Here is a 24632-nt window from a genome sequence, read left to right as displayed (position 1 = left end):
GAACTATAAATAGTTTACGTTTGGAAATGTTGATCTAAATCACAGTTAGCACATATAGCTTAAATGGTTGGATGTGATATTAAAGGCATTTAAGCATTACAAAACAAGGGGTTGTATAGACGCTGTGTTTTTAGATGTATAAGTTGATGTTTATAAATGAAATTATATTTCAAGTTCATTCAATGGATTTTTTAAATGTATACTTTGAATCATAATTCATAACTTTCATATGAAATTAACTTTAATTGAAGCTGAAAGTAAGCATTATGAATGAGGAAAGACGGGTTAATATAAGATTTTTAACAAAAAGTGCTATTTTTTAATAAAATGTAAAAAAAGTAACAAAATCTGGCACCAAGACCTTTTCAAGTGTTGCTATAATTAAATATTAAAAGAGAATATTCACACAGGAGAGCAATGAATGAAAGTAAGCAAATCTTACAAATTCATAAATACTTCAGGAGTTACTTATTACTCTTTGTAAATATGTTTTTGATTTTGACTTACTCGAATAAAACAAGTTTTATTCGTATAGGTAAGCAATTAAAGAAAGTTATTAATCTACTTTCTAATCCTTCTAATAACAACACAAATCATAGATTTGGTTGTAAGTAAAATCAAAACATTAAATTCAAAAACACCGATAGAGAAAAGCAAAAGACAATAAATTTATATAAGAGAGTTAGTTATTTCCCTTATCGTTCTCTTATGCCCTTTTACCTTCTTGTGGCTTTCCCTCTTATCGGAATGTTAAGCTTGCGTCCAGCTTGCGAAATTATTTAATCATCCATATATATTTATACAAAGTAATCGTAAGCGCTTACGAAGCTCCCTGTTATTTATGTATGGATGGATAAGTAATTTCAGGGACAAAAAACAATTATTGACAACCGGAATGTCTGATTGTTTTTAAGTTGGTGTTTATTATTAGAATATTTGCCAACTTTTTTTATTCGAGAATTAAGCTTCTCAAAACATGTTTGTGATCACGTTAGTGATAAAATAACGAAACTTCCTAATATGAAAGGAAGATCTCCAGGCGGGGAATCATCTAATCATTTAGGAGGTTTTTGTTTATACCGCCTGATAAACAAGGAAGTAAATATTATGCCAAAATCATCTATCACTATTGGTGATGTATTCATTACTAACAATTGTGGGTTTTGTACTGTCATTGATTATACAAACAAAGATAGCGTAACTATCAAATTTGATAATACAGGTTTCATTACAAAGGTTAGAGCAAGAAATTTAAAATCAGGACAAGTAAAAGATCCCTATGTAATCTCGGTTTGTGAGGTTGGTTTTATAGGGGTGGGTGTACCAACTACGATAAATGGAAAACTTACAAGAATCTATAGTTTATGGGTACATATGCTTACACGTTGTTATAGTGAAAAGTATCACTTAGATTTCCCTAGCTATAAAGGTTGTAGTGTTGCCCCTCGTTGGTGTTGTTTTGCTAATTTTGCTAACGACATCAAAACACTTGAAGGGTATGAAGATTGGTTAGATCCGCATAATAAAATTTGCCTCGATAAAGATACAAAAGTTCCAGGTAATAAACTCTATAGTATTGATACGTGTCGTTTCATTACCTCTTATGAAAACATTGCTGATGCTTCCTATCGTCGCTCTCATTGATTCCTTTCTGCCTTTCCTTATCGGTGCTCTTAGTCTTTTGTGTTCGCTCCTGCCTTACGTGAAGAAGCAATGGAGAAAGCTTTAGCTTTCGACGGTCGCAAATGCTTTAACTTTGCGGCCTACTTTCCTACGCTCAACATCATTAAGCGATATACAAGCGGGTTAACACATTTCAGGTGCTTCATTATGTGATTTAGCTATTCCAGGTGTGATAACTGCTGTGATAAATATTGTGATAATTCGAAAAATCTTGCACCCTGCCTACGGCCCCGGTTACACTAAACACTTACAAATTGTTTGTGTGTAAATGATTGTTTTCTAAGTAATTTGACTCGGGGTAGTGTTCGCTTGAACATTTGAGAAATACCCGTACCACCTGATCTGGATAATGCCAGCGTAGGGAAGTCAGATGCCTACCCGGTCATCGCTTCTTTCCGCACGGCAGGAGCGAAACCATGCAGCCTGACCTGCTCGACTCACACGTTTTACATCAATTCCGAACCCGTTCCCCGCTCACGCACTGTATGACCAACGATGTCGTGCAGACCTTCACCGCCAACGTTCTGCTCGCGCTCGGTGCTTCCCCGGCAATGGTGATCGAAGCCGAGGAAGCGGAACAGTTTGCCGCGCTTGCCGATGCCCTGCTCGTCAACGTTGGCACGCTCACCGCGCCGCGCGCCCAGTCGATGCGTCGGGCTATTGAGAGCGCGGTAGCCGCGGGCACACCCTGGGTTCTGGACCCCGTCGCGGTTGGCGCGCTGGCGTTCCGCACCCGTTTTTGCCAGCAAATATTATCCCTTAAACCTGCGGCCATTCGTGGCAACGCCTCCGAAATCCTCGCCCTTGCCGGAATGAGTGCGGGCGGACGTGGGGTCGATTCCACCGATACGGCAGCGAGCGCGTTGACCGCTGCGCAGGTGCTTGCCCGCCAGACCCACGCCGTTGTAGTCGTCACAGGGGAAGTGGATCACATCACCGACGGCCAGCGAACCCGTACGGTCGCGGGGGGCGACCCGCTGATGACCCGCGTGGTAGGAACTGGCTGTGCGCTCTCGGCGGTCGTCGCCGCCTGCTGCTCGCTGCCTGGCGACAGGCTTGATAACGCGACGGCAGCCTGCGGCTTTATGAAGCGCGCAGGGTCAGTTGCCCTGACTCAAAGCCGGGGTCCCGGCAGCTTTGTCTCCGCGTTTCTGGACGCGCTTTACGCGCTGGAGGAACAGGTATGACGCGCATTAATGCCCTGACTATTGCGGGAACCGATCCCAGCGGCGGAGCGGGGATCCAGGCAGACCTGAAAACTTTCTCTGCGCTCGGCGCATACGGGTGCTCGGTTATCACCGCGCTGGTTGCGCAAAACACGCGCGGCGTACAGTCGGTGTATCGCATTGACCCGGATTTTGTCGCCGCGCAGCTGGATTCGGTATTCAGCGACGTACGTATCGACACCACCAAGATCGGCATGCTGGCAGAGGCGGACATTGTTGAAGCGGTCGCTGAACGTCTCAAACACTACCAGATAAAAAACGTGGTGCTTGATACCGTGATGCTGGCCAAAAGCGGCGATCCGCTGCTCTCCGCCTCGGCTGTCGACACCCTGCGTAAAAAGCTGCTGCCGCAGGTTGCGCTGATCACGCCAAATCTGCCTGAAGCCGCCGCGCTGCTGGATGCGCCACACGCGCAAAACGAACGTGAGATGAAAGAGCAGGGGAATGCGCTGCTGGCGATGGGGTGTCGCGCGGTGCTGATGAAAGGCGGCCATCTTGATGATGCAGAAAGCCCGGACTGGCTTTTCACCCACGATGGCACGCAACGTTTCACCGCGCCACGCGTCCAGACCAAAAACACCCACGGCACGGGCTGTACGCTCTCGGCGGCGCTGGCGGCGCTGCGTCCTCGTCACGCCACATGGGCGGATACGGTGCAGGAGGCGAAGGTCTGGCTCTCGGGCGCGCTGGCAAAAGCCGATTCTCTGGAAGTGGGTCACGGTATTGGTCCGGTTCACCATTTTCATGCATGGTGGTAAGCCGTATACTGGCATGAAACTCATGCCAGAGAAAAACAGAGATGGAACAAGCGCATACCCGGTTAATTGCTCAACTCAAGGAACGAATTGCCGCACCGGACAACACGCCGCTGTATCTGAAATTTGCCGAAACGGTTAAGAACGCGGTGCGCAGCGGTGTGCTCGCGCACGGTAATATTTTGCCTGGCGAGCGCGATCTGAGCCAGCTGGCCGGAGTGTCGCGTATTACGGTGCGTAAAGCCATGCAGGCGCTGGAAGAGGCTGGCGTCGTCACCCGCGCGCGTGGATACGGGACGCAAATCAACAATATCTTTGAATATTCGCTGAAAGAGGCGCGCGGCTTTTCTCAGCAGGTGGTGCTGCGTGGCAAAACGCCCAACACCCTGTGGGTCAATAAACGCATCGTGAAGTGCCCGGAAGAGATCGCCCGCCATCTTTCCCTTGCGCCGGAAAGCGATGTGTTTTTGCTTAAGCGCATCCGTTACGTGGATGACGATGCGGTATCGATAGAGGAGTCCTGGGTACCGGTTGGATTAATTCCCAACCCGGACGACATTGGCGTCTCGCTTTATGATTACTTCCGCAGCCAGAATATCTTTCCGCAGCGCACCCGTTCCCGCGTCAGCGCCCGGATGCCGGACAGCGAGTTTCAGGCGCATATCAAGATGGACGATAAGATACCGGTGCTGGTGATCAAGCAAGTCGCGCTCGATCAACAGCAGCGGCCAATTGAGTACAGCATCAGCTACTGCCGCAGCGACCTATACGTCTTTGTGTGCGAGGAGTAGGGCCTCGCGCGTGGGGGCGCAGTCTCCACCGCGATGGCTGACTACCCAGGCGGCCACGGCATTGCCAAGCTGCACCGACTCTGGCAGTGACCATCCCGCAGCCAGCCCGGCAAGGGTACCTCCCGCATGGCTGTCACCGGCGCCGATGGTATCGACGACGGTAGCAGGAAACGCCGGAACGTGTCCGGAAGCGTCACCGTCGTACCAGACCGCCCCGTCTTTATCATGGCGTACGATTAGCGCAGCGCCAAACCGTTGCTGCCACTGAGTGCCGAGCTGTTCCACGTTCACGCCAAGCCATTCGGCGGCAAGTTCCGCCTCCTGCCGATTGAGCGAGACAACCGGTTTACGGGCCATAATCCGCGCCATCAGCGGGTCGGGAATATCCGCGATGCGCGGACCGAAATCGATAAAGAGCGTCACATCCTGAAGACGTTCCACCCAGGCCGTCAGCAGCTCGCCGCTGGGCGACGCCAGCTGGTAGCCGGACAAATAGACCAGGCTTTTCTCCGGCACGCTTAACCCGTCCAGCCAGCGTTGCTGCCACTGATTCTCCACGCCGCTAAACGACATGAAGGTCCGTTCACCGTCAGGCTCCACCAGCGCCAGGCACCAGCCGTTATCGCCCGTTTCCGCTTCCACGGCGCTGTGCAGATCCTGCTTCGCCATGGCATTACGGATAATATCGGCCCACACGCCGTGGCCAACGGGAAGCGCGTTTTGCGCTGCAATGCCGAGCCGCTTGAGGGCGATGGCGATATTCAGCGCGCAGCCGCCAATATTCACTCCCTGTTGCTTCAGCTCGATATCACACCCGCGCCAGGGCAGGGCGTAGGCGTCGGCAATCACGTCGATGACCGCCGCGCCGAGCACCGTTACGGGGCGCGTAGCGTGAAGGGTTTCGAGACGGCGGGCAAAAGCACTCATACGCCCTCCCTTTGCTCCCGGAAGTGCAGCAGTTTTTCGCAGTAGCGTCCGAAATCAAGCTGGTTTACGGCATCAAGTTCGCTTTTAAGCGCCGGATCAATGGCCTGTACACCGTGCAGCGCGCCACAGATGGCCGTTGCCATCGCGCCGATAGTGTCCGTATCACCGCCCAGGTTAGCGCATAACACCGCGCAGCGGTTCGGATCGGTGCCCGCAAGTTCGACCATCGCAATCGCCGCCGGTACGGACTCCAGTGTGCTCGTGCCCGCGCCAATAAGCTGATAGATCTGCTCGCTGGCGGACTCCGTACCGTTGGCTTCGCGCACGGTTTTCAGGGCCAGCTCAATACGAGCGGAAAGCGATGCGCTGAAAGTGGTCGTGTTCGCCTCCTGCGCCGCACGGGCAATACCCGGCAGGGCATCGGCGATGTTCTGCCAGCGCTCGCCGTCGATAGCGCGTGAAACCGCCCACGCGATCACCACCGCACCGGCGATGGCGAGATCCGATTTATGGGTCGGGCTGGAGGCTAACGCAACCTGTTCAACAAAATGTGCCAGACGCGTGGCCGGTAGCAGGCATCCCAGCGGGGAGGCGCGCATCGCCGCCCCGTTGGTGACGCCGTTATTTTCCAGCTCGCTCACCGGCTTGCCGTCACGGATGGCGTTCAGGGCAATTTTGGAGGTCGGGCCGAGCACATTCTTATTGAACGCGTCAAAATCCAGCGCCCAGTCCAGAATATGCTTACCGATTACGTCAGGATTAATTTCCCCGTCGCATTCGATAATCGCGTCGGCCAGGCACAGCGCCATCGACGTATCATCCGTAAATTCGGCCTGATTAAAGTAGCAGGCGGCATTATTCTCAGCCGGGCCGGGTAAGAAACGGTCGATCCAGCCGAAGTGCGCTTTCACCCGCTTGCGCGGCCACAGTTCAGACGGCATCCCCATCGCATCCCCTAACGCCTGCCCGTAAAGAGCACCGAGAATACGGTCTTGTTTCATTTAACTTCCCCTCGTGTCAGCGCGGTATCGCCATCAACCACCTCAATTGCGGTGATCTCTTTATCCGATTCGCGGAAAAACAGCATAAACAGCACGGCAATCACTACAATCATGATTGCACCAAACGTCCACATTCCGGCCCAGTTGAAGGTCAGCCCATTCACCGGCTCTTTATAGGCGAACATTTTTTCCATCATCACGCCGCCGAGACGGTAACCCAGCAGGCTACCAAAGCCCTGACAGCACAGCGTGATCAAGCCCTGCGCCGCGTTGCGCATATGCACGGGCGCTTTTTTATCCACGTAGATGTACGCGGTGACGTAATAGAAGTCATAGCTTACGCCGTGCAGCAGAATGCCGAGGAACAGCAGGGCGTAGGTGAAGTATTGTTCGGCACCGCCGTAAACAAAGAAGCCGTAGCGAATGGCGGCGGTGATCAGGCCCAGCAGCAAGACCTTCTTAATACCAAAGCGTTTGGTAAAGAACGGCAGAGCGAGCATGAAGAAGATTTCAGAGAACTGGCCGAGGGTCATCCAGCCGGTGGCGTTTTTCATCCCCACTTCGGTGAGATAGCCGTTGGCAAAGATGTAGTAGAAAGCCAGCGGCATGGCGAACAGGAATGAGCAGAAGAAGAACACCAGGAAGTTTTTATCGCGCAGCAGGATCAGCGCATCCAGCCCCAGCATCACTTTGATATCCAGCTTGCCGGTGCTCTTCGGCGGGGTATTCGGCAGGAAAAGTGCGAAGACGCCGAGCAGAAGGGAGCTGGCAGCGGTCATCAGCAGCGGGATATTGGTGTCAGAGATGTCGCTATAGCCCATCATCTGCGGCAGGAAGCCGCACGCCAGGCCGGATGCAATCCAGCCGATGGTGCCCATCACGCGGATGCGCGGGAAATCAGCCTCCACGTCATCGACGTTCGCAAAAGCGATGCTGTTCGTCAGCGCGATGGTCGGCATATAGGTCAGGGAGTAGGCCAGTAACAGCGGGAAGAAGGTGCTGAACTGGGTTTGCTGTGCTGCGAAATACATCAGAATCGCGCCAGCGAACATCAGCACGGCCAGCACTTTCTGGGCGGCGAAGAAACGGTCGGTCAGCGAGCCGACCAGGATAGGAGAGAGGATCGCGGCAATAGCGGTACAGGCATAGGACCAGCCAATTTCCCCGGCGGTAAACCCGCTCTTGCTCAGCCACAGCCACAGCGGCACAAACCACGCGCCCCAGATAAACCATTCAACAAACATCATGAATGACAGTTGGACTTTCGTTTTCATTTTTTAATCCTGCATGTCAGAGGTACGCATGTAACATACCATGTGATAATACCTTTTAAATACCTTTAAGGCGATTGTTTGATCAGTGTAACAAAAATGTTGTACATGAAACGAGCCAGCAGATTGCGCTTAAAAAAGTTGCAAATGGTGGAAAATAGGTTAAGTCGGTACCAGGCTTAGTCTGCCTGCAAAAACGTGGGCTTGGATCACACGCTCCGACATCATGTCGGACATACGGGAGCATCACTATGACTGATATTGCGCAGCTGCTTGGCAAAGACGCCGACAGCCTTTTACAGCATCGTTGTATGACCATTCCAGCCGACCAGCTTTATCTGCCTGGCCATGATTACGTAGACCGCGTCATGGTCGACAACAACCGTCCTCCTGCCGTACTGCGAAACATGCAGACGCTTTATAATACCGGCCGCCTGGGCGGAACCGGGTACCTCTCTATTCTGCCCGTTGACCAGGGCGTTGAACACTCTGCGGGGGCATCGTTTGCCGCGAACCCGCTCTATTTTGATCCGAAAAATATCGTCGAGCTGGCAATTGAGGCAGGCTGTAACTGCGTGGCCTCCACCTATGGCGTGCTGGCCTCCGTGTCGCGTCGCTATGCCCACCGCATTCCGTTCCTCGTTAAGCTGAACCACAACGAAACCCTGAGCTACCCAACCGAATACGACCAGACGCTCTACGCCAGCGTCGAGCAGGCGTTCAATATGGGTGCGGTGGCGGTCGGGGCAACCATCTATTTCGGTTCTGAACAGTCGCGTCGTCAGATAGAAGAGATCTCCGCGGCGTTCGAGCGCGCCCACGAGCTGGGCATGGTAACCGTGCTGTGGGCCTATCTGCGTAACGGCTCGTTCAAAAAAGACGGTGTGGATTACCACGTGTCTGCGGATCTGACCGGTCAGGCAAACCACCTTGCGGCGACCATCGGCGCGGACATCGTGAAGCAGAAAATGGCCGAGAATAACGGCGGCTATAAAGCGGTGAACTTTGGCTATACCGACGACCGCGTCTACAGCAAGCTGACTAGCGACAACCCGATCGATCTGGTGCGCTACCAGCTGGCAAACTGCTATATGGGCCGCGCCGGGCTGATTAACTCCGGCGGTGCGGCAGGCGGTGAAACCGATCTGACCGATGCGGTGCGCACGGCGGTGATTAACAAACGCGCGGGCGGCATGGGGCTGATCCTCGGCCGTAAGGCGTTCAAAAAATCTATGGCCGACGGCGTGAAGCTGATCAACGCGGTTCAGGACGTCTATCTGGACAGTAAGGTCACGATCGCTTAAGTCTTTTCCCCTCACCCTAACCCTCTCCCCAACGGGGAGAGGGGACTGTTCAGTGCATACGGGAAGAGGGCCGCCACCCGGCAACACATCAGCGCAAAAGCTGACAGTCCGGCGGCAATCGGCACTGCAACGCCCCGGGCAACACCTCAATGCGGAATCGCTCGCCGCTGAGCGGCTCTCCGTCGAGATTAAAGGTCATGCCGTGTGGGGCGATCACCTCAAACCACGCGGATGTGCCGTCGATGATATTGGGGCTCTCCTCTGGCTGCGTCAGTGTCGTAAACAGCGCAGGCAGCAGCCCGTCGCCGGTAAAAATACGCAGCTGTAATTGACCGTCGTTGATCAGCGCTTCCGGGCAAAGCTGCTGTCCGCCGCCTGCCTGACGCCCGTTGCCGATACCAATCACCAGCGCGTCGCCCTGCCAGTGGAAGTTTTCACCTTGGATCTCACAGCTGTCGGGCCTGAGCGTGTCCATGCGCATCAGACCATGGATGAGATACGAAACGCCGCCCAGCGCGGCCTTCAGTTTTTCCGGCGTTTCGCTGGTAATGCGGGTGCCGAACCCGCCGGTCGCCATATTGATAAAGCAGGTTCTTTCATTCACCTGCGCAATATCGACGGCGGTCGCTTTCCCGAGGATAGCCAGTTGCAGTGCTTTGCCTAAATCCTCAGGTATACCGGCGCTGGTGGCAAAATCGTTGGCGGTACCGAGCGGTAAAATCCCCATCGCCGGGCGAGCTGCGTCGTTGAGGTCAATGAGCGCACCGGCGATCTCGTTGATCGTTCCGTCGCCGCCGCCGGAAATGATGGTCTGAACACCTAACCTGATGCCCTCGTCGATGTAGCGCGCCGCATCGCCTTTTTCAAACGTTACTCGCACGTGTATGCATGCTCCGTCTTCACGCAATTCGGTAATCGCCTGGCGCAGCAGATCGTTGCCTGCACTCTTGCCGTTAAGAATTAATAAACTGTCTGGATAGGTTGCCATCCGGGTTGCTCCCTTTTTTAGCTATAGAAAGAGTGTATCCCAGAGAGGGAAAAAGCGGGTAAGAACAGGATGAAAGGCAAAAAATAAGCCCGCGTAAGGGCTTTGAAATCGACTAAAGAACCCCGTAGCGCTTACAATGCATACTACTGCCGCTCAATTGACTATTGTGGTCAACGTTTGAGGTGTGACATTGGCCTTGCCTCGATTTTGAGCTGCTTACGCCAGACCCGATTATGTAGCGTTAGCGCAATGGAGCGGTAAAAAATCGATGAATTCATCCACATAATGTTCAGAAAGAAACATCCCAGCCCCAGCAAAGAGGTTATTTGCGGTGTGTAGTTCTCAACAGGGCCGAATAAAAGCGAAATCCCCGTCCAGATGAAATAAATGATGCTCATTATGCCTGTCAGCGTAATGACGAAAATATGCAGTTTATATCCAGGTAAAGAACCTCGTGTAGTCAGAAACATCGTGCTCATCACTACCAGACAATACACAATCGCTGCAATGAATACTCCCATCATAACCTTAAATTCGGGTAAGCCGAGCCAGCGAAACAGCAACAACCAGAGGGATACTTGCAGCATGGCGTAGCAAAAAATAGCCAGTAACGTGCTCACTGCCAAAGGAATTCCTGTCATATGGACGCCCACAGGAACGCCGAACCGATCTTTTAACTGTTCTTTTAATGTTTCAAGCTGGTTGGGATCATCGGTCGCCATTTTACTTTTAACCAAAGCACTTAATGCAAGGCTATCTTTAATGTATTTCATCATGGACGGGTCAATAACTTCCTGTAAATGAAAAAGACTGAATTAAACCAAAAATGTATTTACCCGTTTGTGCAACATTCTGTGGATTTCTGATATTTCCTGAGATGGCACTTCCAACGAAGGCAGAAGAATTTGAAATGGTATTCAGCAACTCACGCTGTAAGAGCAACTGCAACGCTTCTGACGGATAACGTTTGGGATACACGCCTGCCTTCATTGCTGCTTTTACACCTGAATTCGAGATGCCGGGATTGCGGATACGAATAATCTCCTCTGTTAATCGCGTACGGTCGGCCCGGCTCATTTTTTGTAATAAGGAGAGCAAACTCTCAGACGATGAACGGTTAAGAAGGCGATATGTTAATGCAGCGCTTTTTAAACCCGCAGCAGCCCCGGCAAGAGAAATCGCATCCAGGGCTGTGTTGGTTGCTGTATACCACTCCTGGGAGTCCATCCACGCAACGTAGTCATCGTGATTCATAGCAATCAACGATAGTCGGCCAAGCCCATTTGCACATTGAATTCCAGTTGCTACACCACCGGCTAAAATCACAGCGGCTATAGCACCGGAAGACCCTGCAGTGAGAGGTATAGCCATACCGGCCCCTGCCGCAAGTACAACAGTAAGAATTGCGGCTCCGCAGGAAATTGCCGTTGAACCAATTTCAGTCGCCAGGGAAGGGGACTGAATCGTAGCCGTTGTTGCGTGAACGGGGTTAACTTGTGAGGCATTTACTTTGGTTATGACTACATGACTAACCGAGCTTTCGTTTGGTGTCGCAATCCTTCTTGATGGCCGTACTAGCCACTGACGTGTACCGTCTGAGTAGATAATCCCGGCCTGGCTAAAATTTCTGCTGCAGTCCAGTTGACCTGCAAGTGCTGTGAAATTTATATCGCCGCCAGAGGCAAGACCAAGACTGCGTGCGAGTTCGTAATCTGGAAGATCCTTTGAAAGTTGTCCTGTGAATGTCACTTCATCTCTCCGTCCGTGTGAAACGTTGATTGTTAATAAATCAAGAGTAAAGGTCCTGTTAACACTTAAAATTAGGAATGTTCCGAATAGTGTTCATCCCTCTCAAATCCATTAAAAATGTGATTAGGATCCTTTGTTCGTTCGACTTGCTTAGATGATACGCCTAATGCTGACACAAACCTTTCCCGGGTCAATGCAACGCCATATTTATCAGGGGGAAAAATTTCAGGAGTTAACAAAAAAATAAGCCCGCGTAAGGGAGATTACGCAGGCTAAGGAGGTGGTTCCTGGTACAGCTAGCATTTATGGGTTATGTTTTTCAGCGGGGGGATAATACCCGTATTGAACGAAGCGGTATGTGATCCGATTCTAAGAATTATCCCAGCGTGAAAAAATCCCGTTGATTGACTATTTGCCGTGCGGATTTCGGGTATTTTCACCTTCAAAATTGCGCATCAGCAGCGCAAACTCCAGCTCTACTTCTTCAGGAACCGGCAGCCAGACCACATGGCCATCGCCAGGTGCGACCTCAATCGCCTCACCTTTTTTGTTTTCCAGATGCTCCAGGCGGAAGTTCATGTTGCCCTGCGGTGTCATCAGCTCCAGGCTGTCGCCTTTAGTGAATTTGTTTTTTACGGCGACGGCGGCCAGCGGGCCTTTACGCTCGCCGGTGAAGTCGCCTACAAACTGCTGGCGTTCGGAAATCGAATAGCCATGCTCGTAGTTCTGGTAGTCGTCGTGGGTATGTCGACGCAGGAAACCTTCGGTATAGCCGCGATGCGCCAGACCTTCCAGCGTTTCCAGCAGGCTGGTGTCGAACGGTTTACCGGCGGCGGCATCGTCGATGGCTTTGCGATACACCTGCGCGGTACGAGCGCAGTAGTAGTAGGACTTGGTGCGGCCTTCGATTTTCAGGGAGTGTACGCCCATCTGGGTTAAACGCTCGACGTGTGCGATGGCGCGCAGATCTTTCGAGTTCATGATGTAGGTGCCGTGCTCGTCTTCAAAGGCGGTCATGTATTCACCCGGACGTTTGGCTTCTTCGATCATAAACACGCTGTCGGTAGGCGCGCCGATACCCAGCGTTGGCTCAACGTTGGTGACCGGGATCGGCTCGTGTTTATGCACGATGTTACCGATGTCATCCTCTTTGCCTTCCTGAACGTTATATTCCCAGCGGCAGGCGTTGGTGCAGGTGCCCTGGTTCGGGTCACGCTTGTTGATGTAGCCAGAGAGCAGGCAGCGGCCGGAGTAGGCCATGCACAGCGCGCCGTGAACGAAGATTTCGATCTCCATATCCGGCACCTGGGTGCGGATCTCTTCGATCTCTTCGAGAGACAGCTCGCGAGACAGAATGACGCGGGTCAGCCCCATCTGTTTCCAGAATTTCACCGTTGCCCAGTTGACGGCGTTAGCCTGCACCGAGAGGTGAATGTCCATATCAGGGAAGTTCTCCCGAACCAGCATGATTAAACCCGGGTCCGACATGATCAGTGCGTCCGGCCCCATCTCCACGACCGGCTTCAGGTCACGAATGAATGTTTTCAGCTTGGCGTTGTGCGGCGCGATGTTCACCACCACGTAGAATTTTTTGCCCAGGGCATGCGCTTCATTGATGCCGAGCTGAAGATTCTCGTGGTTGAATTCGTTGTTACGCACGCGCAGCGAATAGCGCGGCTGGCCCGCGTAGACGGCGTCGGCGCCATAGGCGAAAGCGTAACGCATATTTTGCAGCGTTCCCGCCGGGGAAAGGAGTTCCGGTTTAAACATGTTTGTTCTCGTTCTGATGACAGGTCAGATCCGCGTGCACCAGGTGCAGCGGTAAGGGGAGATCCCCCACTTTAAGGGCGGGCATTGTAGCGCTGCGGGGCGGGGAGGTAAAGCCCGGACCCCTCACCCTAACCCTCTCCCCCCTGGGGAGAGGGCAGGGTGAGGGGAGAATGTTGTCAGGCAATCCTGCACGCATCCGCTTCCCAGCGATACCCCACGCCGTACACCGCGCGAATAAACGACTGGTCGGCGTCCAGCGCCTCCAGCTTGCGGCGCAGGTTTTTGATGTGGCTGTCGATGGTGCGGTCGGTCACCACGCGGTAATCGTCATACAGATGGTTGAGCAGCTGTTCGCGGGAAAACACTTTTCCCGGCTCGTGGGAGAGGGTTTTCAGCAGGCGGAACTCCGCGGGGGTGAGATCCAATAGTTTGCTGCGCCAGCTCGCCTGGAAGCGGCTTTCGTCGACGATCAGCGGGCTTTGTGCATCCAGCACCTGCAATTCACGCTGCGGCTTGCAGCGGCGGAGGATGGTTTTCACGCGAGCGACCACCTCCCGCGGGCTGTAAGGCTTGCAGATGTAATCGTCGGCGCCGATTTCGAGCCCCAGCAGACGGTCGATCTCTTCAATTTTGGCCGTCACCATCACGATGGGCACATCGGAGAAACGACGAATTTCCCGGCACAGGGTCAGGCCGTCAGTACCCGGCAGCATCAGATCCAGCAGGATCAGATCCGGCGGCGTCTGGCGCACGTAGGGCAGCACCTGGTCGCCGTGGCTGATAAGCGTTGGCGCATAGCTCGCAGCGCGCAAATAGTCGATCAGCAGTTGCCCAAGTTTAGGCTCGTCTTCCACGATCAAAATACGCGGTGTGTTGTCGTCAATCGGTAACTCGGTCATGCTTCCCTCGATAAATCCCGTTCCAGAGGTAACTCTACTGTAATGCTAACCCCGCCAAAAGGCGAATGGGCGGCGCGGATGGTGCCACCATGCGCCTCCACAATGTTTACGCAAATCGCCAGCCCAAGGCCGGAGCCCCCGCTGGCGCGGTTACGCGAACCTTCGGTGCGATAGAAGCGCTCGAACAGTTTTTCCAGCTGCGCATCCTTCACGCCAGGGGCGGAGTCCGCAAAGGTCAGGGCAAAGCGCCCGTTTTCCTGCTTGCCGGAGATATGCAACCCGCCGCCGCCGTCGGTGTAGCGGAGGCTGTTCTCCAGCAGATTATTGAACAGCTGCATCAGGCGATCTCTGTCACCGAATACCACCGCGCTGTCAGGCAGCGAGAGGTTGATTTTCAGGTCACGGCTGGCGAAGCGTTCGCGGAACGCGCCGGTCACGACTTCAAGGATATTGATCACGTCGATTGGGGCTTTCTGGTAGGCCAGGGCGCCTTCATCGGACATGGAAAGCTGATGCAGATCGTCCACCAGCTTGGTCAGCGTGCCGACTTCCGCCTGTAGCGAGGCCACGGATTCGGGGGTGAACTGCCGCAAGCCGTCCTGAATCGCCTCCAGCTCGCCGCGCAGCACCGCCAGTGGGGTGCGCAGCTCGTGCGAAATGTCGGCCATAAAGTCGCGGCGCATCTGCTGGTTTTTCTCCAGCGTGCTGGCGAGCTGGTTGAAGTCCTGCGCCAGCTTGCCCAGTTCATCCTGACTGCGGGTGTCCACGCGGGTCGAGAAATCACCCGCCGCCAGCTTATGCGTGCCTTCCACCAGGCGTTTAACCGGCGCCAGCAGGCCGCGCGCCAGCGGGAAGGTGGCGAGCGCCGCAAGCAGGGTAGAAAGCGCGACAATCAGCCAACTGGTCTGGCGCTGCTGGCGGTCAAAGTTGATGTCGGTGTTGCGCGTCAGCCGCTCGACCGGCGAGGCAATAACCCAGCCCACCGTGGCGCCGTTCGAGGTAATGGCGCGCTTTGTACCGTCCGGCGGTACCGGCGAGCGCGGGCCAACGAGCACGTGCATCTCCTGATCGATCACCCAGAACTGGGTGCGCCAGCCGTGCGGCGGCATGCCCGGACCCGGGCGGTCGTCGTCATTATCGTGCTCCAGCGAGCGCAGAATTTGAAATATAAAACGATCGTTATTGCGCAGAAAACGCCAGTTACCGTGCAGGCTATACTGTTCCCCCAGCGCGTCGCTTAAGCCCTGTAAGCGCTGTTCGTTACCGTGCTTGATGTAGTCAATAAAGCCGCGCTCAAAGCTGACCCGCACCGCCCAGTGCATGGTAATCAGCAGGACGATACAGGTGGCGAAAATCGCCACAAAAAGCTTACCGGTGATCCCCGGACGCCAGAATTTCATGGTGCACTCCTTTTGCCGCGTCGGATCACAACGTTTTTGGTCGTGTCATTCGGTACTCTGGCAAAGATAAAAGCGGGCAGGGCGATAATTACCGCCATGCTGAGGTAAGTGTATAAAAAGACCTGATGCGCGACGGGGGTGTCGGCGCTGAGATGGTGCTGACCGTACATGCCGAGCAGCAATCCGGCGACCGTGACCCCCACGCTCATGGAGAGCTGCATAATCATCGACAGCAGGCTGTTACCACTGCTCGCCAGTTCGTCCGGCAGATCTTTCAGCGTCAGGGTGTTCATCGACGAGAAGCGCATGGAGTTGATGATCCCCTGGCAGAACAGCACCAGCGGCAGGATGTAGTACCAGCCCAGCAGCGCCACGGCCATAAACAGCAGACTAACCAGCGCCAGCCCGAGCGTGGCGGCCACCAGCACCCGGCGATAGCCAAAGCGGTTTACCACCTGCACCACAATACGCTTCATCCCCATGCTGCCGAGCACCATCGGGATCATCATCAGCCCGGCATGGAACGGCGAGAAGCCCATCCCAATCTGTAAAAATACCGGCGTCATAAACGGCAACATGCCGCTGCCGATGCGTCCGGCAAAGCTGCCGAACAGACCAAGACGGTAGGTGGGATTCTTGAACAGGTTCAGGCTAAACAGCGCGTAAGCGTTGCCTCTGGCATGCCACAGATACCAGAGAATGGCGGTGACACCCAGCGCTACCAGCAGGGCGAGCGACAGGGAGGAGATCCCCAGCCCTTTTTGCCCGTCGAGCGCCAGGGTGAGCGTCGCCATGCCAGCTGCCAGCAGGATGAAGCCAAAGAAATCAAAGCGCCGGGTCTGCATTTTATAGTTCGGCATCAGCGTCAGGGTGGCAATCGCGCCGATAATACCGACCGGCAGGTTGATCAGAAAGATCCAGTGCCAGGAGGCATACTCCACCAGAATACCGCCCAGCGCCGGGCCCAGCAGCGGGCCGACCTGACCGGGCAGGGTGACGAAGGTCATAGCCGCCATATACTGCGCGCGCGGAACAATTTTCATCACCGTTAACCGCCCGACGGGCACCATCATCGCGCCGCCGACGCCCTGTAGCACGCGCGCCATCACCAGTTGGTCGAGGGTATTGGCCTGGGCGCAAAACAGCGAGCCGGTGGTAAACAGCACAATGGCGGTGAAAAAGATGTTCCGTACGCCGACTTTATCCGCCAGCCAGCCGCTGGCGGGCAGCATCACGGCGACCGTCAGCACGTAGGCGACAATCACCATATGCATGTGCAGCGGGCTCTCCCCCAGGCTTTTCGCCATTGAGGGGAGGGCTGTGTTCACGATGGTCGTGTCCAGCGACTGCATAAAGAAGCCGAACGCGACGATCCACAACTGCCAGCGAACGTTACTGGGTAGGTCGGTCATTTACTCGGTCACCGTGGTTCTCTTTTTTCGCGAAAAACGCAGCCGCAGGCGGTCAAAGAACAGATAGACTACCGGCGTGGTGTAGAGCGTCAGCAACTGGCTCATCACCAGGCCGCCAACGATCGTGATCCCCAGCGGCTGGCGCAGTTCAGAGCCGTCACCGCCGGATATGACCAGCGGCAGTGCGCCGAACAGCGCGGCCAGCGTAGTCATCATGATCGGGCGAAAACGCAGCAGACAGGCCTGGAATATCGCCTCGTCCGGCGTCAGATTGCCGTTGCGCTGGGCGTCCAGGGCAAAGTCGACCATCATTATCGCGTTTTTCTTCACAATACCTATTAATAGCATGATCCCAATGAGCGCGATGAGGCTGAATGGAGCACCGAACAGCTCCAGCGCCAGCAGCGCCCCCACGCCCGCAGAGGGAAGCGTGGAGAGAATGGTCAACGGATGCACGTAGCTTTCGTACAGCACGCCCAGCACGATGTACACCGTGGCAATGGCCGCCAGGATCAAAATGACCTGCGAGTTCATGGTGTCCTGGAACACCTGCGCCGTACCGGCAAAGCTGCCGCGCACGGAGGAGGGCACCCCAAGCTGGGTCATGGCGCGGTTAATGGCATCGCTGGCCTCAGACAGCGACGAGCCGGTTGGCAGGTTAAACGACACGGTCGAGGCGGCGGAAAGCCCCTGGTGGTTCACCGACAGCGGCGCGTTCGACGGCTGCCAGCTGGCGAAGTACGACAGCGGGATCGCCTTGCCGTCATCATTGATCACAAACATCTTGTCCAGCGCGCTGATGTCCTGGGTGTAGCGCGGATCAACTTCCATTACCACCTTGTACTGGTTCATCGGCTGATAGATGGTGGAGACTTCACGCTGCCCGAAGGCGTTGTTAAGCAGGCTGTTGGCCGCCTCCACGTTAATGCCCAGGCGGGCCATAGTTTCACGATCGTAGGTGAGCGCCATCTCCGCGCCGTTGTTCTGGCTGTCGGAGTTCACGTCCGCCAGCTGCGGCAGCGCGGCCAGCGCTTTACGGATCTTCGGCTCCCACTCGCGCAGGGCGGCTAAGTCATCCGAGAGCAGGGTGTACTGATAGCTGGCGTTAGCCTGTCGTCCGCCGACGCGGATATCCTGAACGGCCATCAAAAACAGGTTCGCCCCCGGCTCTTTGGCGAGCTTCACCCGCAAGCGGTCAATGATCTGCTGCGCCGTTTCGTGACGTTCACCGCGCGGCTTAAGGGTAATAAACATCATCCCGCTGTTAACGCGCGAGCCGCCGGTAAAGCCGGTAACGTTGTCTACGGCCGGATCTTCCCGGATGATTTTCATAAAGTCCTGAAGCTTGCCGCGCATCGCCTGGAACGAAATGCTCTGGTCCGCCTGAATACCGCCCATCAGCACGCCGGTATCCTGCTCCGGGAAGAAGGTTTTCGGGATGGTGATATACATCCAGACGTTGAGGACGATGGTGCTGATCAGCACCAGCCCGACAATGCGCGTGTGGTTCAGCACCCATTTCAGCGATTTGCCGTAGCCGGACTGCATCGCCATCAGGACGCGGCCAAAGCCTTTCCTGCGCGGCTGCGAGTGCGTTTGGCTGCGCTTTAGCATCCAGCCGCACATCATCGGCGTCAGCGTCAGCGAAATCACCAGTGAGATACCAATGGCGACGGAGAGCGTGACGGCAAATTCGCGCAGCAGTCGCCCCGGCAGGCCGCCCATCAGCAGCAGCGGCAGGAATACCGCCACCAGCGACAGGCTCATGGACAGGACCGTGAAGCCCACTTCGCGCGTCCCCTGAAGCGCCGCCTGGAGCGGCTTCATGCCCGCTTCCAGATGACGCGAGATATTTTCCAGCACCACGATGGCATCATCCACCACAAACCCGGTGGCAATCGTCAGCGCCATCAGCGACAGGTTGTTAAGGCTAAACCCGCACAGGTACATGGCGGCAAAGGTGCCTATCAGCGATACCGGGACCGCTACCGCCGGGATCAGCGTGGCGCGCCCCGAGCGCAGGAACAGGAACACCACCAGAATTACCAGCGCGACGGAGATGATCAGCGTTTGCTCTACCTCTTCAAGCGAGGCGCGGATGGTGGGGGAGCGGTCCTGCGCAATCTGGAGATCGATGGCCGCCGGAATGGTTTCCTGAAGCTCCGGCAGCCGCGCGCGGATGCTGTTCACCGTCTGAATGATGTTGGCTTCCGGCAGCTTGCGGATCATCAGCAAAATCGCCGGTTTGGCATTGGTCATCCCGGCGTTACGCACGTCCTGCACCGAATCGGTGACGCTGGCGACGTCGCTCAGGCGCACCGCCGCGCCGTTGTTGTAGTGAATAATCAACGGCTGATACTCGGCGGCGGTTTTCAGCTCGTCGTTGGTCTGGATTTGCCAGCGGTGGCTGCTGTCCTCAATCGCGCCCTGCGGCTTACGCACGTTGGCGTTGCTGATGGCGGATCGCACGTCGTCCAGCGACACGCCCTGATTAAACAGCGCCTGCGGATTCAGCCCCACGCGCACGGCGGGCAAGGAGCTGCCGCCGACATCCACGTCACCCACGCCGTCAATCTGGGCGATGGTTTGCGCCAGCTGGGTGGAGGCAAAATCGTACAGCTCGCCCTGGGAGTAGGTCTCTGACGTAAGCGTCAGGATCATGATCGGCGCATCGGACGGGTTGGCCTTGCGGTAGGTTGGACGGCTCGGCATGCCGCTCGGCAGCAGGCTTTGGGCGGCGTTAATCGCGGCCTGCACGTCGCGCGCCGCACCGTTGATATCCCGGTCGAAGTTAAATTCCAGAATGATGCGCGTGCTGCCCAGCGAACTGCTGGAGGTCATCTCGTTAACCCCGGCAATCCGCCCAAGCGATCGCTCAAGCGGCGTCGCCACCGATGAGGCCATGGTTTCCGGCGATGCGCCCGGCAGCGAGGCGCTGACCATGATCACCGGGAAATCGACCTGCGGTAGCGGGGCCACCGGCAGCAGCCGGAAGCCGAGCACGCCGCACAGGGTGATAGCGACGGAGAGTAAAATCGTCGCCACAGGACGGTAAATGAAGAGGGCGAAAAACTTCACTTACGCCTCCTCTTCACGTTTCGGGAAGCGGCTTTTTGTCCACAGGGCCAAACGGTCAAACAGCAGGTAGATAACCGGCGTGGTAAACAGCGTCAGCACCTGGCTCACGAGCAGACCGCCGACCATGCCGATGCCCAGCGGACGGCGCAGTTCGGCCCCCACGCCGGTGCTTAGCATCAGCGGCAGGGCGCCCAACAGGGCGGCGAGGGTGGTCATCAGGATCGGGCGAAAACGCAGCAGACAGGCCTGGTAAATGGCCTCGCGCGGCGCCATACCCTGCTCGCGCTCGGCGGCCAACGCAAAGTCGATCATCATGATGGCGTTTTTCTTCACGATGCCGATAAGCAGGATGATGCCAATTATCGCAATCACGTCCAGTTCGCTCCCCGCCAGCATCAGCGCCAGCAGCGCCCCCACGCCCGCCGTCGGCAGGGTGGAGAGGATGGTGATCGGGTGGATGAAACTCTCATACAGCACGCCAAGCACGATATACATCGCCACCACCGCCGCGACAATCAGCCAGACGGTGCTGCCCAGCGCGGCCTGGAACGCCAGCGTACTGCCCTGGAACTGGGTCTGAATATCGGACGGGAAGCTGAGTTCTTTCTCCGCGCCCAGAATGGCCTCCACCGCTTCGCCCAGCGAATACCCATCCGGCACGTTGAACGAAATGGTGGTGGACGGGAACTGATCGAGATGGTTAATCGACAGCGGGGTGTGGCGCTCTTCCACGCTGGCAATGGCGCTGAGCGGCACAATCCCGCCGTCTTTGCTGGTCAGGCGTATCGAGTCCAGCGCGGCAAGCCCGGGCGTGTTCTCGGTGTTATGTTCCAGCACCACGCGATACTGGTTGGCCTGGGTGTAAATGGTGGAGATCAGTCGCTGACCAAAGGCGTTATACAGGGCGTTATCCACGTCGGACATGGTAATGCCCAGACGGCTGGCGGTGTCGCGGTTGACGTTCACGTACGCCGCCAGCCCTTTATCCTGCCAGTCGCTGCTGACGTCAGAAACCTGCGGCAGTGCTTTCAGCTTATCCACCAGCTGCGGCACCCAGGTGCTGAGTGCATCAAGCGAGGTGGCCTGGAGCGTAAACTGGTACTGCGTGCGGCTCACCTGCGTATCAATGGTTAAATCCTGGATCGGTTGCAGATACAGCTCAATGCCCGGCACGCGCGCAACCGCGCTTTGCAGTCGCTCAATTACCGCGTTGACGCGATCGTCGCGGTCATCGAGCGGTTTAAGGTTAATTTGCAGGCGCGCGCTGTTGAGCGACGGGTTGGTGCCGTCCACGCCCACGTAGGCAGTCAGGCTTTCCACCGCCGGATCTTTCATGATGATCTCAGACACCTGCTGCTGGCGCTGCGCCATGTTGGCGAAGGAGACCGTCTGCGGCGCCTGAAGCGTGCCCTGAATAATGCCGTTGTCCTGAATCGGGAAGAAGCCTTTCGGAATGAAAATCCACAGCATCACGCTGAGCGCCAGGGTGCCGAGCGCCACGCCGAGCGTCGCCCAGGGATGATTCAGGACTTTCGCCAGCACGCGGCCGTAGGCGGCGATAATGCGCTCGAACATCCGCTCGGAGGCGCGCGAGAAGCGGTTTTGCTTGCGCAAAGATTCGTGGCTCAGCATGCGGGCGCACATCATCGGCGTCAGCGTCAGCGACACCACGGCAGAGATCAGAATGGCGACCGCCAGCGTCACGGCAAACTCGCGGAACAGCCGCCCGACGATATCGCCCATAAACAGCAGCGGGATCAGCACCGCAATCAGCGAGAAGGTGAGCGAGATGATGGTAAAGCCAATTTCTCCTGCGCCCTTCAGCGCGGCGGCTAAGGGCTTTTCACCTTTTTCGATATAGCGCGAGATGTTCTCGATGACCACGATGGCATCGTCCACCACGAACCCGGTGGCGATGGTGAGCGCCATCAGCGTCAGGTTATTAATCGAAAAGTCGAGGAACACCATCACCGCAAACGTCCCGACCAGCGAGAGCGGCACGGCGACGGCGGGAATGATGGTTGCCGGAACGTTGCGCAGGAACAGGTAGATGATCATCACCACCAGCGCAATCGCCAGCATCAGCTCGAACTGGGTGTCTGACACCGAGGCGCGAATATTCGTGGTGCGGTCAGAAAGCACTTTCACGCTCACCGATTTTGGCAGGCTTTCCACCAGCTGCGGCAGCATGGTGCGAATGCTGTCGGCGGTATCAATAATGTTCGCGCCCGGCTGGCGCTGAACGTTCATGACAATCGCCTGCTGCTTATTGGCCCACGCCCCGAGCCAGCTGTTTTCCGCGCCTTGTTCGACGGTTGCCACGTCGCCGAGGCGGATCGGCGCGCCGTTTTGATAGGCCACAATCAGCTGGCGGTATTCATCGGCGGACTGCATCTGGTCGTTGGCGGAGAGCGTAACCGCTCGGGTTGGGCCGTCGAGCGAGCCCTTCGCTGAGTTAACGTTGGCGCTGCTGATGGCGGTGCGAATGGTTTCGCTGGTTAACCCCAGCGCGGCAATAGCCTGGGCATTGAGCTTAACGCGCACAGCGGGGCGTTGACCGCCCGCCAGCGTCACCAGTCCCACGCCGGTCACCTGCGAAATCTTCTGCGCCACGCGGGTTTCAACCATGTCTTCCACCTGCGTCATCGGCATGGCGGAGGAGGTGACGGCAAGCGTCATGATCGGTGGATCCGCCGGGTTGACCTTGCTGTAAACCGGTGGATTCGGCAGGTCAGACGGCAGCAGGTTAGTGGCGGCGTTAATCGCGGCCTGCACCTCCTGCTCGGCGACGTCCAGCGACAGCGTGAGCTGGAACTGAAGCGTGACGACCGAGGCGCCGCCGGAGCTCTGGGAGGACATCTGCTTCAGGCCAGACATCTGGCCAAACTGACGCTCCAGCGGGGCGGTGATGGCGGACGTCACCACATCCGGACTGGCGCCCGGATAGAGGGTGACAACCTGAATGGTCGGGTAGTCCACTTCCGGCAGCGCCGACACGGGCAGAAAACGGTAGCCAATGATCCCGGCCAGCAGGATCGCCACCATCAACAGGGTCGTCGCAACCGGACGTAAGATAAACAGGCGTGATGGCCCACCTGTAGAGCTCGGCGGCATCACCTGCATCAGGCTTTTGCTCCTGTATTCTGCGCTTCCACCACCTCGACCTGCGCCCCTTCGGTCAGACGGTCAATACCGTCGGTCACGACGCGGTCGCCAGCGGACAGCCCGGCACTGATCACCACCGTCTGACTGTCCTGGATCCCGGTTTTCACCAGATGTTTGCTGACCTTGTTTTCGCTGTTCAGCACCCAGACAAAGTTGCCTTCACTGCCCATTTGCAGGGCCGCCGTCGGGATAACCACGGCGTTTTCTTCGGTCGCGACCAGCATTCGCGCATTGACGAACTGATTCGGGAACAGGGCATCGTCCTGATTGTTGAAGCGTGCTTTAAGCTTGATGGTGCCGGTGGTGGTATCGATCTGGTTATCCAGGCTAAGTAGCAAACCTTCGCTCAGCTTCTGCTTGTTGGTGCGATCCCAGGCTTCAACCACCAGCGCTTTTCCGGCCTTCTGCGCCTGTACCACCGTCGCAATGTCGCTTTCCGGCAGGGTAAAGACGAGATCGATAGGGTGCGTCTGGGTGATCACCACGATGCCCGTGGTGTCGCCGCTGGAGATTTGGTTGCCGATATCAACCTGTTTCAGGCCCACGCGGCCGTCAATCGGCGCGGTGATCCGGCTCCAGTCGAGCTGGAGCTGGGCGCTGGCGACCGCGGCTTCGTCGGCCTTGATGGTGCCCTGAGATTCACTGACCAGAGACTGCTGGGTATCCAGCTCCTGGCGCGACACGAGGTTGGTTTTTACCAGCTGCTGATAGCGGGCTAAATCGCGGCGGGCATTGGCGAGGGTGGCTTTGTCTTTCGCGAGCTGCCCCTGCGCCTGCGCCAGGGCCACCTTAAACTGGCTTGGGTCGATTTCCGCCAGCAGATCGCCGGCTTTCACCTGCTGGCCTTCCTGGAAGTGGATGGCCATCAGCTGACCGTCTACGCGGCTACGTACCGTCACGGTGTTGGCGGCGGTAATGGTTCCCAGCCCGGAGAGATAACGAGGCACCGCTTTATTCACCGCCGTTGCCGCCTGTACCGGTGCCAGCGCCGCGCCGCGCATACCGTGGCGCCCGCCGCCCGTTGGACGTTGTGAGGGGCTATTGGCGCCAGCAGGTGCCGTGGAGTTCGCGGACTGGTTGTGCCAGTACCAGGCGGCGGCCAGGACCACCACAATCAGACCAACGGCGATTGCCCAGCGGGATTTGTTACTGCCTTTCATCGTTATACGTTCTCGTCCTGAAACACTTTCGGGGAATGATACTAGTTTAGTCA

At 56.1% G+C, this 24632-nt stretch carries 18 protein-coding genes and 1 riboswitch; of the genes, 5 read left to right on the top strand and 13 right to left on the bottom strand.

Annotated elements, in window-relative coordinates:
- Positions 1–903 precede the first annotated feature (903 nt).
- From BFV65_RS23180 to BFV65_RS13685, 4 genes are all read left to right on the top strand, one after another.
- Entirely contained in the window at positions 904–1644 is a 741-nt protein-coding gene (locus BFV65_RS23180) for a hypothetical protein (protein ID WP_157886691.1), read from the top strand.
- A gap of 323 nt (positions 1645–1967) precedes the next feature.
- Positions 1968–2064, top strand: a riboswitch (TPP riboswitch).
- 35 nt (positions 2065–2099) lie between these two features.
- Positions 2100–2870 carry a hydroxyethylthiazole kinase gene (gene thiM, locus BFV65_RS13695; RefSeq protein ID WP_069596767.1) on the top strand — a complete coding sequence of 257 codons (771 nt, stop codon included), beginning with the start codon at positions 2100–2102 and terminating at the stop codon, positions 2868–2870.
- Positions 2867–3667: a bifunctional hydroxymethylpyrimidine kinase/phosphomethylpyrimidine kinase gene (gene thiD / locus BFV65_RS13690; RefSeq protein WP_023300565.1), complete on the top strand. Its 801-nt coding sequence runs from the start codon at positions 2867–2869 to the stop codon at positions 3665–3667. Before thiM ends, thiD begins: the two co-directional genes overlap by 4 nt.
- A gap of 41 nt (positions 3668–3708) precedes the next feature.
- The gene (locus BFV65_RS13685) at positions 3709–4455 is read left to right on the top strand and encodes a GntR family transcriptional regulator (RefSeq protein WP_022648658.1); all 747 of its coding nucleotides are present in this window, start codon (positions 3709–3711) and stop codon (positions 4453–4455) included.
- Here the strand turns inward: BFV65_RS13685 and BFV65_RS13680 are convergent.
- From BFV65_RS13680 to BFV65_RS13670, 3 genes are read right to left on the bottom strand one after another with little or no spacing between them, the layout of a single operon-like run.
- A complete protein-coding gene (locus tag BFV65_RS13680) occupies positions 4429–5382 on the bottom strand; it encodes a PfkB family carbohydrate kinase (RefSeq protein ID WP_023300563.1) in 954 nt (317 codons plus the stop codon). The two genes, BFV65_RS13685 and BFV65_RS13680, sit on opposite strands and share 27 nt — an antisense overlap.
- Positions 5379–6383 carry an ADP-ribosylglycohydrolase family protein gene (locus BFV65_RS13675; protein ID WP_023300562.1) on the bottom strand — a complete coding sequence of 335 codons (1005 nt, stop codon included), beginning with the start codon at positions 6381–6383 and terminating at the stop codon, positions 5379–5381. The genes BFV65_RS13680 and BFV65_RS13675 overlap by 4 nt, the downstream gene beginning before the upstream one ends.
- On the bottom strand, positions 6380–7657 hold the full coding sequence (locus tag BFV65_RS13670) for a nucleoside permease (protein WP_022648655.1): 1278 nt from the start codon (positions 7655–7657) through the stop codon (positions 6380–6382). The genes BFV65_RS13675 and BFV65_RS13670 overlap by 4 nt, the downstream gene beginning before the upstream one ends.
- 248 nt (positions 7658–7905) lie before the next feature.
- Here BFV65_RS13670 and fbaB point away from each other — a divergent pair, with 248 nt between their 5' ends.
- The gene (gene fbaB, locus BFV65_RS13665; RefSeq protein WP_022648654.1) at positions 7906–8958 is read left to right on the top strand and encodes a class I fructose-bisphosphate aldolase; all 1053 of its coding nucleotides are present in this window, start codon (positions 7906–7908) and stop codon (positions 8956–8958) included.
- 88 nt (positions 8959–9046) lie between these two features.
- Here the strand turns inward: fbaB and yegS are convergent, their stop codons facing one another.
- From yegS to BFV65_RS13615, 10 genes are all read right to left on the bottom strand, one after another.
- Positions 9047–9946 carry a lipid kinase YegS gene (gene yegS / locus BFV65_RS13660; protein WP_045622991.1) on the bottom strand — a complete coding sequence of 300 codons (900 nt, stop codon included), beginning with the start codon at positions 9944–9946 and terminating at the stop codon, positions 9047–9049.
- Between the two features lie 170 nt (positions 9947–10116).
- Entirely contained in the window at positions 10117–10722 is a 606-nt protein-coding gene (locus BFV65_RS13655) for a hypothetical protein (protein ID WP_023306583.1), read from the bottom strand.
- A 7-nt stretch (positions 10723–10729) separates the two neighbouring features.
- A complete protein-coding gene (locus tag BFV65_RS23275; protein ID WP_023300559.1) occupies positions 10730–11695 on the bottom strand; it encodes an Ssp4 family T6SS effector in 966 nt (321 codons plus the stop codon).
- Between the two features lie 408 nt (positions 11696–12103).
- On the bottom strand, positions 12104–13465 hold the full coding sequence (gene trhP, locus BFV65_RS13645) for a prephenate-dependent tRNA uridine(34) hydroxylase TrhP (protein ID WP_038416385.1): 1362 nt from the start codon (positions 13463–13465) through the stop codon (positions 12104–12106).
- A 176-nt stretch (positions 13466–13641) separates the two neighbouring features.
- Entirely contained in the window at positions 13642–14364 is a 723-nt protein-coding gene (gene baeR / locus BFV65_RS13640; protein ID WP_015572364.1) for an envelope stress response regulator BaeR, read from the bottom strand.
- On the bottom strand, positions 14361–15764 hold the full coding sequence (gene baeS, locus BFV65_RS13635) for an envelope stress sensor histidine kinase BaeS (RefSeq protein ID WP_023306582.1): 1404 nt from the start codon (positions 15762–15764) through the stop codon (positions 14361–14363). The genes baeR and baeS overlap by 4 nt, the downstream gene beginning before the upstream one ends.
- The gene (gene mdtD, locus BFV65_RS13630; protein WP_069596766.1) at positions 15761–17176 is read right to left on the bottom strand and encodes an MFS transporter; all 1416 of its coding nucleotides are present in this window, start codon (positions 17174–17176) and stop codon (positions 15761–15763) included. Before mdtD ends, baeS begins: the two co-directional genes overlap by 4 nt.
- Positions 17177–20254, bottom strand: a complete 3078-nt coding sequence (gene mdtC / locus BFV65_RS13625; RefSeq protein WP_069596765.1) for a multidrug efflux RND transporter permease subunit MdtC — start codon at positions 20252–20254, stop codon at positions 17177–17179.
- The gene (locus BFV65_RS13620) at positions 20255–23377 is read right to left on the bottom strand and encodes an MdtB/MuxB family multidrug efflux RND transporter permease subunit (RefSeq protein WP_023300557.1); all 3123 of its coding nucleotides are present in this window, start codon (positions 23375–23377) and stop codon (positions 20255–20257) included.
- The gene (locus tag BFV65_RS13615) at positions 23377–24579 is read right to left on the bottom strand and encodes an MdtA/MuxA family multidrug efflux RND transporter periplasmic adaptor subunit (protein ID WP_069596764.1); all 1203 of its coding nucleotides are present in this window, start codon (positions 24577–24579) and stop codon (positions 23377–23379) included. The genes BFV65_RS13620 and BFV65_RS13615 overlap by 1 nt, the downstream gene beginning before the upstream one ends.
- Positions 24580–24632: the final 53 nt, after the last annotated feature.

Origin of the sequence: Enterobacter hormaechei subsp. hoffmannii, assembly GCF_001729745.1 — a bacterium.
Taxonomy (GTDB): domain Bacteria; phylum Pseudomonadota; class Gammaproteobacteria; order Enterobacterales; family Enterobacteriaceae; genus Enterobacter; species Enterobacter intestinihominis.
The sequence above is the reverse complement of the archived record's forward strand: the minus strand, read 5'-3'. Positions and strand labels throughout refer to the sequence as shown.

Coding starts and splice junctions, on each gene's coding strand:
- thiM (WP_069596767.1), top strand. CDS start 2,100: ATGCAGCCTGACCTGCTCGACTCACACGTTTTACATCAATTCCGAACC.
- thiD (WP_023300565.1), top strand. CDS start 2,867: ATGACGCGCATTAATGCCCTGACTATTGCGGGAACCGATCCCAGCGGC.
- BFV65_RS13685 (WP_022648658.1), top strand. CDS start 3,709: ATGGAACAAGCGCATACCCGGTTAATTGCTCAACTCAAGGAACGAATT.
- BFV65_RS13680 (WP_023300563.1), bottom strand. CDS start 5,382: ATGAGTGCTTTTGCCCGCCGTCTCGAAACCCTTCACGCTACGCGCCCC.
- BFV65_RS13675 (WP_023300562.1), bottom strand. CDS start 6,383: ATGAAACAAGACCGTATTCTCGGTGCTCTTTACGGGCAGGCGTTAGGG.
- BFV65_RS13670 (WP_022648655.1), bottom strand. CDS start 7,657: ATGAAAACGAAAGTCCAACTGTCATTCATGATGTTTGTTGAATGGTTT.
- fbaB (WP_022648654.1), top strand. CDS start 7,906: ATGACTGATATTGCGCAGCTGCTTGGCAAAGACGCCGACAGCCTTTTA.
- yegS (WP_045622991.1), bottom strand. CDS start 9,946: ATGGCAACCTATCCAGACAGTTTATTAATTCTTAACGGCAAGAGTGCA.
- BFV65_RS13655 (WP_023306583.1), bottom strand. CDS start 10,722: ATGATGAAATACATTAAAGATAGCCTTGCATTAAGTGCTTTGGTTAAA.
- trhP (WP_038416385.1), bottom strand. CDS start 13,465: ATGTTTAAACCGGAACTCCTTTCCCCGGCGGGAACGCTGCAAAATATG.
- baeR (WP_015572364.1), bottom strand. CDS start 14,364: ATGACCGAGTTACCGATTGACGACAACACACCGCGTATTTTGATCGTG.
- baeS (WP_023306582.1), bottom strand. CDS start 15,764: ATGAAATTCTGGCGTCCGGGGATCACCGGTAAGCTTTTTGTGGCGATT.
- mdtD (WP_069596766.1), bottom strand. CDS start 17,176: ATGACCGACCTACCCAGTAACGTTCGCTGGCAGTTGTGGATCGTCGCG.
- BFV65_RS13620 (WP_023300557.1), bottom strand. CDS start 23,377: ATGCAGGTGATGCCGCCGAGCTCTACAGGTGGGCCATCACGCCTGTTT.
- BFV65_RS13615 (WP_069596764.1), bottom strand. CDS start 24,579: ATGAAAGGCAGTAACAAATCCCGCTGGGCAATCGCCGTTGGTCTGATT.